The 7,076-nt window shown below is 42.8% G+C and carries 7 protein-coding genes; 2 read left to right on the top strand and 5 right to left on the bottom strand.

What is annotated here, in order from left to right; genetic code table 11:
• Positions 1 to 274: 274 nt before the first annotated feature.
• Complete coding sequence (locus JEY82_RS19385) at positions 275 to 1,009, top strand: tetratricopeptide repeat protein (RefSeq protein ID WP_304088926.1); 735 nt, start codon at positions 275 to 277, stop codon at positions 1,007 to 1,009.
• Entirely contained in the window at positions 1,006 to 1,662 is a 657-nt protein-coding gene (locus JEY82_RS19380; RefSeq protein ID WP_304088922.1) for a flagellar brake protein, read from the top strand. The genes JEY82_RS19385 and JEY82_RS19380 overlap by 4 nt, the downstream gene beginning before the upstream one ends.
• A gap of 56 nt (positions 1,663 to 1,718) precedes the next feature.
• On the opposite strand, the gene bioB is transcribed toward JEY82_RS19380, so the two are convergent.
• From bioB to JEY82_RS19355, 5 genes are read right to left on the bottom strand one after another with little or no spacing between them, the layout of a single operon-like run.
• Entirely contained in the window at positions 1,719 to 2,714 is a 996-nt protein-coding gene (bioB, locus tag JEY82_RS19375; protein WP_304088919.1) for a biotin synthase BioB, read from the bottom strand.
• 5 nt (positions 2,715 to 2,719) lie between these two features.
• Entirely contained in the window at positions 2,720 to 4,003 is a 1,284-nt protein-coding gene (gene bioA, locus JEY82_RS19370) for an adenosylmethionine--8-amino-7-oxononanoate transaminase (protein WP_304088915.1), read from the bottom strand.
• A gap of 45 nt (positions 4,004 to 4,048) precedes the next feature.
• Complete coding sequence (bioD, locus tag JEY82_RS19365) at positions 4,049 to 4,777, bottom strand: dethiobiotin synthase (RefSeq protein ID WP_304088913.1); 729 nt, start codon at positions 4,775 to 4,777, stop codon at positions 4,049 to 4,051.
• Positions 4,778 to 4,819: 42 nt separating this feature from the next.
• Complete coding sequence (locus JEY82_RS19360) at positions 4,820 to 5,176, bottom strand: hypothetical protein (RefSeq protein ID WP_304088910.1); 357 nt, start codon at positions 5,174 to 5,176, stop codon at positions 4,820 to 4,822.
• Positions 5,176 to 6,831 carry a hydantoinase/oxoprolinase family protein gene (locus tag JEY82_RS19355; RefSeq protein WP_304088907.1) on the bottom strand — a complete coding sequence of 552 codons (1,656 nt, stop codon included), beginning with the start codon at positions 6,829 to 6,831 and terminating at the stop codon, positions 5,176 to 5,178. The genes JEY82_RS19360 and JEY82_RS19355 overlap by 1 nt, the downstream gene beginning before the upstream one ends.
• Positions 6,832 to 7,076: the final 245 nt, after the last annotated feature.

Genomic DNA, 7,076 nt, shown 5'->3' with positions numbered 1-7,076 from the left:
CATGATCTACCTCATTGGGGCACCGATCCGGGACTTATTATGGAATGACTGAATTCCACACGGAACGTCGAGGAACCATCTATTATAAAATAATCGTTTAAAAAAGATGACAACCTGATAGTGGACAACGGTCCCTGCTGAAACACATTTTTCATTCAAAAATAATATATTTGTATGAGGAATCAGAGGTAATCTTTTCGCGCGACATTAAATCGTATATTATATTTAATCTCATGAGTTAAAATCACTGGTTCATTCTTTGGAGAAAGAATCTATGGCTGAAATAAATCAAGTGCTTGGAGTTTTCTCAAAAAAAACTCAAGAAAAGACTGGAGCGGGTACAACCCTCCAAAAAGCTGAGCACAAAACCTACTACTACGTTACCCGCACCGAAGTTGATGAGTATCATGTTCAACCGTTAAATCAACAACACATCCCTTCGGGTATTGTAACCACTTTAACTAAAAGACAATTTCTTACAGCATTCAGTCCTGAAATGGACTATTACGATAAAAAGACTCTCCCTGCCCTAAGATCTCTACAAAATAAAATTTTAAAGGGAGAAGAACTGTTTGCCGAAGGAAACCTTGACGAAGCGGAACAATCTTTCGCAAAGGCACTCCTGCTGGACCCGGATAACCCAAAGGCCAATCTAGGAATGGGCTCGGTACTATGCAGCAAACAAAATTTTGAAAAACTTTCGAAAATAGTTAATAAGCTCTTAAATATTGATACAATTTTCTTAGAATCTCAAAGACAAGAATTTAATGTTTTTGCCATATCACTACGCAAGCAGGCTCTTTTTGATGAATCGATTAATTTCTACAATAAGGCATTAGAAATTAACAAAAAAGATGAAAATCTGCATTTCAACGTCGCAAGATCTTATTTTGATGCAGGAAAAACTGATGAGGCTCTAAAGCATATTGACAAGGCGTTAGCCCTTAAGCCCAATTTAGAATGGGCACATAAATTTAAAAAATATATAATCAAGCAGATAAAACAATGATGAGTCAAAGCGCGAAACTCAAAGCAGCATGCACCCCTGGATTGCGAGTTGCTATTGAACTGGGAGGTCTTAACGACAAAGCTCCTTCCATTGTTCTTGGAGGATATCCATCCAAGTATGTTCTTCTCAAAGAGCCTATGGTTCACCCTAATGATAAAGCTATCTGGTCTGAATATCTATACCCCGGCAATGAAGCCACTGTCCGATATATTTTTGAAGGAGTCGCATCAGGATTTAAAACCACCATCATCAAACTGATCAACTCTCCAGATAAAATACTTTTCTTAAAATATCCTAAGCGTATAGAAACATATAATCTCAGAAGACATAAAAGAATAAACTGCTTCCTTGAAGCAGAAGTAATGATCGGCAAACAAAAATCACTGGCAATTGTTGAAGATCTCAGCAGCAGCGGATGCGGAATTACCTATCTGAAAGATGAGAGTTCAATTTTTCCAGAAATAGGTGATGATGTTAAGATTTTTTGCCCATACTTTATAGAAGACAATAACGAATTTATCCCTTGCAAAGTTCAAAGAGCGACAAAAGATACTCGTAAAATTGCACTCGGGTTAACATTTGATAAACCTTCGCCTGAAATTCTTATAAAAATTCAGGATTACGTTGCAACTGTACTTCAACATTCAACTTAAGCCACAACTACCATCTCAAAACATAAAGCCCAATCCTGCGAACCATTCTTACACTCTTAGATTTGATCTTTTCTTTTTACCGTAAGTCCCAAATCCCTGAGCATTGTAAGATCATTTTCAATTCCCTGACCGGAAACAGTCAAAAAATCTCCGACCATAAGACCGTTACACCCTGCATGGAATATAAATGATTGCAGAGAACGCAAAGCCCCGCGACCGGCAGCCATTCTCACTTCTGAATGCGGATTTACGAGACGGAACATAGCGATGGTCAGCAAAATTTCAAGAGGCTCAAGCTGTGGGCGGTCTTCCATGGGAGTTCCGGGAATAGGGACTAAGAAATTAAGCGGAATCGAATCAACTTTTTCAGCAGCAATAGCCAAAGCAAGCTCGACTCTCTGCTCAAAGCTCTCACCAAGTCCTAAAAGTCCACCGCAACACACTTCAAGTCCTGCTTTTTTTGCATCACGCACCGTTCTGATTCTTTCAGCGTAAGAATGAGTGGTGCATACTGAAGGGAAAAAACTTTCTGAAGTCTCAAGATTATGATGGTAGCGAGTTACCCCTGAATCTTTAAGTTTTTTTAAAGATTCAAAGCTGAGACAACCAAGCGACGCGCAATGCTTGGAGAAATTCTTTGACGGGACCATTCCCGCAACAGCTTCGCAAACTCGGCTCAAAGACTTCCCTTCAAGAGCTCTGCCGCTAGTTACATAACTAAAATATTCAACAGGAGCCTGCCCGCCTTTCTCCGCGCACTCTCTAATTTCATCTACAGACATCAACGGATATTTCGGAGCTGGTACACCCTTAAAGTGGCTGGATTGAGCACAGAAAGAACAGTCTTCTGAACAGTTTCCGCTACGCACATTCGCTATGGAACATAAACTGACTTCCCGCCCGAAACGCAAAGAAGTAACATGGTGAGCAGCGTGAAGAATCTCCGCAAGTTCACCATGCGAAGCTCTGAGTATTGCAATCGCGATATGCTTATCAACTGCTTTACCGGCACGAACACAGTTCCACAAAATTTGTTTTTCCTGTCTGTCCATCGATATTACCTCTGCAAACTTACCACTTCGCAAATAGCGGAAGTGAGAGCTTCAAGCTCAAGGTTGGAAATGACATAAGGCGGCATAACGTAAATTAACTTTCCGAAAGGTCTAACCCACACTCCACGCTTCACAAATTCAAGCTGTATGGAATCCATATCCACAGTATTTTTCATCTCAACAACGCCGATGGCTCCAAGACAGCGCACCTCAGCAACCGTTGAAAGGTTTTCACAAGGCGTGAATCCGGCTCTAAGCATTTTGGTAATCTGAGGGATACGTTCCTGCCAGTTGCTTTCGACAAGCAAATCAAGCGAAGCGTTAGCAACCGTGCAAGCAAGCGGGTTAGCCATAAAAGTCGGCCCGTGCATAAATACACCGCCGTCTGAAGAAATTCCTTCTGCAACCTTAGCAGTGGCAAGAGTTGCCGCAAGAGTCATATAACCGCCGGTAATGGCCTTACCCACGCACATTATATCAGGACAAATTCCGGCAAGTTCACTGGCAAACATTGCGCCTGCACGACAAAATCCCGTTGCAATCTCATCACAAATCAGCAGGACATCATGCTCATCACACGCCTGACGGACTCGTTTAAGATAATCCGGAGAATAAAAACGCATTCCCCCTGCACCCTGCACAACAGGTTCAAGAATAACAGCAGCAAGTTCATGCGCGTGATTTTCGATTTTGCTTTTAAAATCCGCAAAATCAGCATCCGTACAGCCGTCGTCATAACCGCAACATGGGGCTTCGGCAAAAATATGTTTAGGAAGAACTGCCTCAAAGAGTGAATGCATTCCATTTACAGGATCACATACGGACATGGCTCCTAATGTGTCCCCGTGATATCCGTTACGGATAGTCATAATTCTATTCTTTTCAGGTTTTCCGACAGCCTGATAATACTGAATAGCCATTTTAAGAGCCACTTCGACAGACACCGAACCTGAATCAGCGAAAAAAACATGTTGGAGCGGGGGCGGAGAAAGATCAATCAGCTTGCGGGCAAGTGACACAGCCGGTTCATGGGTAAGCCCACCGAACATGACATGAGGCATTTTCTGCACCTGATCGCAAAGCGCCTTATTGAGTGCGGGATTATTATATCCGTGAATAGCGCACCACCATGACGCCATGCCATCAATCAGCTCTCTGCCGTCTTCAAGAATTATTTTAACACCGTCGGTTTTAGCGACAGGATAAACGGTCAAGGGATTAACAGCGGAAGTGTAGGGATGCCAAAGATGTTCACGATCAAAGGCAAGCATAGATTCGATATTACTCATCAGCACTCTTTAATCAGGCTATTTCGGTTATTGAGATATGAGATATTAATTATTCGCGAGTGAATTCAGGTCAATTTTTGCCAACGCACGATCAACTTCCGCCCAGCAACGAAGTTCATCAGGATTCCAATTTGAAATATATGGAATCGAGGCAAGCACCTTAACTCCTGAAAAATCTTCAATAAAACGGATATTATCGACCGCCATACCAAATTCTGAAGGCTCAGGTCCGGCGCTGGAAGTCATTATCACACCGGCAACATTGATTCCGGTCTGCTTTAATACAGTGAGGGAAAGTAAAGTATCGTTAATCGTGCCCAGCTTATTTCCGGCAACAAGCAAGACAGGATATGAAAGTTCTTTCATAAGGTCCAGCATGGTACATTCCCCATTCAAAGGAACCAGCACTCCGCCGGCACCTTCAACAAGCAATGTTCCTTGACCTTCAAGTGACTTTACTTTTTCAGCAATAATCCCGACTTCAAGCTCAACACCGGACAAACGCGCCGCAAGATGCGGAGAACAGGCAGGTTCAAATATGTACGGGCACTGCTTATCAATCTCCCATACGGCTCCGGCGCTTTTATAAACGTCACCGTCGGGAGAATCCAGCTTTTCATTTGAAGTCTTAATTCCACCGGACTGCACAGGTTTCACGGGTAAAACTTTATATCCCGCATTTTGCAACAACCTTGCAAGTCCGGCAGTAACTACGGTTTTACCGACATCTGTTCCTGTTCCAGTTATAAAAACACCGGGAATAGCAATGCTCACACCTGCCCATCCTTACTTGGAGCGAGTTGGTCCGATTCGACCTTATTCAGCTTTATTTGCCTCAATCACATCAAGCGGATCTTCATCAGAGGTTTCAGCAAAAAATAATTCTGTATCATAAGGTCCGAAATGTTTTTCATCTCCGACCAGTGTGAAAAACTCTATGCGGGAATATCTCCTGCAACGCTGAGCACTCACCATATGCCTCTCGTAATAATCAGGCTTAGACATAGAATGAGTCGATTCAGTCAAATCGATAACTTTATCAGCGAATTCGCACCATGCATGGGTAAACCACTTGCCATCTTTGAAAATCCAACCGTGGACAACTTCGGTTTCAATATTTTCACTTGCCGCTTCAAGGCAGTATTCCCAAGAGGAAGGTTGACGATTATACATTACTCATTCTCCTTGTTCATATTATCAAGAGCCATTCTTACCGCACCGAGAGCGTTTCCGACCTCGTGATGCTCAGGAAAAACAGCTTCCGTATGTAATTTTTCAGCAACTTCAGACAAAAGACAATCAGCCGCCGCACCAATTCCGATAATCGGAAGATTAAGCGACACATCAAAGCTGACCAGATTGCTGGCAGAACGTCCGGCAACAATTCCGGCCATATTACCACCGATTTCTTTACGCACAATATGTTCAAGCATTGCATTTTCAATCTTAATGCGAGTGTCGTCTAAAACTTTTTCTGCAAATTCATCACTACTGATTTCAAATACAGCGCCCAGAACCTTAGCAGCAGAAATAGACATTTCACGGTTACCGATTTCAACTTTACCGAGAACATGCAAAGCATCAGTAGGAGTAAAACCTACTTCATCAAGCAACTGGCTCCGCACAAGCTTTTCAACCTTAGTTCCAAGTGAAATTTCACCTAGATCAAGTCCCTGCATAAGTTGCCCGAAAGTAGACGGTCCATTTTCTAAAAGATATGTGAGAATTGCATCATCAGAAGTTTCAGAAGCAGCCGGTCCAATCTTAATCAAACGGGAATCATTTTCTGTGCCTATCCAGTTTTCAGGAAGCGGAATATTGCCCGCCATACATAAAGGAACAACTCTGCCGGGCCCGATTTCAAGCTTACCGGAACGGGTTATACGCGAGAAACTGTCTCCACCGACACCCACAGTAAACATTTCCACGGCTTCAACATGAGTTTCCCAATCGCCGATGATACTACCGCTTTCCTGAATGGTCGGCTTTGAGTTTCTAATTAAAGTAACATCGGTAGTGGTTCCGCCCACATCAACAATCAAGGCGTCCTTTGCAGGGGAATATATACATCCGTAATAAGCTGTAGATGCCGGACCACTTGCAAAAGTATCCGCAGCGCGTTCGATGGCATTTTCCATATTCATAGAAGTTGCGTTTCCGCGAATAACAACAACTGAACCGCCGAGATTGCGTTCATCAAGTACTGAACTTACACCCTTAAGAAATTCATCCATAACAGGCATGAGACGCGCATTCAGCACAGCTGTTGCCGCACGTTCCATCTGCCCAGCCTTGGTGCTTATTCTGTGCGAACAAAAAACAGGCTTGGGGTCAGTGAGCGAAATAGCTTTTTCTGCAATATTTTCATGAGCGGGATTTTTAATACTCATGGCAGAGCATACAGCGTAACTGTCCACATGCCCTTTCATATTCATTACACCGTCAACAAGAGATTCGATATCAATCGGATCGACCTCAGCTCCCGTGACTTTGTGCCCGCCTTTAACATAGCGAGCTGTAACAACCGGAAGCTTTATCGCCTTCGAAGAGCCAATCATAAACAGTCCGACTCTGGCACCCTTATTTTCCACAACGGCGTTTGTAGCAAGAGTTGTTGAGACTGAAACAAGGTTCACTTCCGAAGGATCGACCTTGCTATTCTTTAATGCTTCATCCAGAGATGCAGCCAGACCGAGGCTTAAATCATGATGAGTGGTTGGTGATTTAGCAGTAGCAACAACACTTAAATCCGCACACTTGACCACAACAGTATCAGTGTATGTTCCGCCTGTATCAATTCCGATTGCATAGCCGTTTTCAAAATTCATATGTATATCCTTCGAGCATTATTATGACTGATTCAACAAATTCGGGAACATATATGTAACCGACGCTCAATACTGATAATGCCGCTTCTCGACAATGGCAACCTGTTGCCTCAGTTTAATTTCAGAAATGATAATAAACATCTTAAATAAAAGACTTATTTAAAAGATACCTGAATTCAACTCGCAAGTGCAACTCTAATGAACTTTGCATAAAGGATAAGCTGCGTTAACTTTACAGCTTCTCC

The organism is Maridesulfovibrio ferrireducens (assembly GCF_016342405.1).
Taxonomy (GTDB): Bacteria; Desulfobacterota; Desulfovibrionia; order Desulfovibrionales; family Desulfovibrionaceae; genus Maridesulfovibrio; species Maridesulfovibrio ferrireducens_A.
This window is presented reverse-complemented; position numbering and strand designations above follow the sequence as displayed.

Coding starts and splice junctions, on each gene's coding strand:
- bioA (WP_304088915.1), bottom strand. CDS start 4,003: ATGAGTAATATCGAATCTATGCTTGCCTTTGATCGTGAACATCTTTGG.
- JEY82_RS19355 (WP_304088907.1), bottom strand. CDS start 6,831: ATGAATTTTGAAAACGGCTATGCAATCGGAATTGATACAGGCGGAACA.
- JEY82_RS19360 (WP_304088910.1), bottom strand. CDS start 5,176: ATGTATAATCGTCAACCTTCCTCTTGGGAATACTGCCTTGAAGCGGCA.
- bioB (WP_304088919.1), bottom strand. CDS start 2,714: ATGGACAGACAGGAAAAACAAATTTTGTGGAACTGTGTTCGTGCCGGT.
- JEY82_RS19385 (WP_304088926.1), top strand. CDS start 275: ATGGCTGAAATAAATCAAGTGCTTGGAGTTTTCTCAAAAAAAACTCAA.
- JEY82_RS19380 (WP_304088922.1), top strand. CDS start 1,006: ATGATGAGTCAAAGCGCGAAACTCAAAGCAGCATGCACCCCTGGATTG.